Annotated in this window: 2 protein-coding genes; both read left to right on the forward strand. The window is 60.5% G+C overall.

What is annotated here, in order from left to right:
* Nucleotides 1-447 (forward strand): EI24 domain-containing protein (locus AC1DWI_RS23125; protein WP_477725914.1); only part of this gene is annotated, 447 nt, incomplete at its 5' end.
* 24 nt (nucleotides 448-471) lie between these two features.
* A complete protein-coding gene (locus AC1DWI_RS23130; RefSeq protein WP_477667928.1) occupies nucleotides 472-1,296 on the forward strand; it encodes a competence/damage-inducible protein A in 825 nt (274 codons plus the stop codon).
* Nucleotides 1,297-1,420 lie beyond the last annotated feature (124 nt).

The following is a 1,420-nucleotide window of genomic DNA, read 5'->3' on the forward strand; positions in this document are numbered from 1 at the left end:
GTGTTGCCCCCGCTGATCTGGGGCTGGCTGACTTACCGCGTCATGTCTTATGACGCCATGGTGGACCACGCCAGCAGTGAAGAGCGGCGCCAGATATTCAAGGAACATCGCCTGCCGCTGCTGGCGATCGGTGTGTTCAGCGGCTACCTGGGCGCGGCACCCAGCCTGCTGTGGGCCTCGGGCGCGATGTTTGTAGCCATGGCGCCCATCCTGGTGCCGGTGGCCATCTGGATCTACACCCTGGTGTTTGCGTTTTCCTCGCTCTGGTTTGCGCACTACACGCTGTCGGCCCTGGAACAACTTCGCAAGAAAAATAATGCCCTGGCGCCCGACCCGCTTGCGCAAGCAGCTATTGAATCGATAGCAAATGAGCTGGCCCCCGATGCCCTCCCCGGGCCGGCGCCCAGCTTCGGTTCGCTGGGCGGCAAGCCCGAATCACAACCCTGAACCCATTACCTGGCAAGCCTGAACATGACCCCACAATTCGGCCTCATCATCGTCGGCGACGAAATCCTTTCCGGCAAACGAGCCGACAAACACCTGCCGAAAGCCATCGAACTGCTGGGTGCGCGCGGCTTGCAGCTGGCCTATGCCGACTACGTCGGCGACGATCCGGCGCGTATCACGGCCACGCTGGCACGCGCGTTCGCAGCGGCGCATGAGAACGGCGACGTGGTGTTCTCCTGCGGCGGTATAGGGGCCACACCTGACGACCACACCCGGCAGTGCGCCGCCAGAGCGTTGGGCGTTGACCTTGCGCTGCATCCCACGGCCAAAACACTGATCCTCGAACGCATGGCGGATGTGGCGAAAGAGCAGGGGACACCCTACGAGCCTGACCGCGACGACAACATCCACCGCCTGAACATGGGCGTGTTTCCGGTCGGCGCGGAGATTATTCCGAATCCGTACAACAAGATTCCGGGCTTTACCTGCCGGGCGGGGCAGGGGGCGGTTCACTTCGTTCCCGGCTTCCCGGTGATGGCCTGGCCGATGATTGAATGGGTGCTCGACAACCAGTACGCCCACCTGCACCAAAAATCGCCTTACACCGAGAAGTCGGTGATCATTTTTGGGTCCATGGAGGCCATGCTCACGCCCCTGATGCTCGATATTGAAGCGGCCCATGCGGGAGTGAAAGTGTTTAGCCTGCCCAGCGTGGATCACCCGGAATATGGCCGCCATATTGAACTGGGCGTCAAAGGCGCGCCCGAGGCGGTCAATTTGGCCTATCCGGCCATGCTGGCCGGGCTGCACAAATTTGACCTGAAGTTTGGCCCTGAGTTGGTGCGTTGATTTTTTGCACCAATCTTGTGCGCCCATGTTAATGCACGATCATGGTGCATTCGTTGTCGGCCGGTGTTTTTTGCATTTTCAGCCTGCCAAAGGCTGGAACTGAAGCCAGATCACGGCACAATCA

This window comes from Polaromonas sp. P3_C2 (assembly GCF_056402675.1).

Coding starts and splice junctions, on each gene's coding strand:
- AC1DWI_RS23130 (WP_477667928.1), top strand. CDS start 472: ATGACCCCACAATTCGGCCTCATCATCGTCGGCGACGAAATCCTTTCC.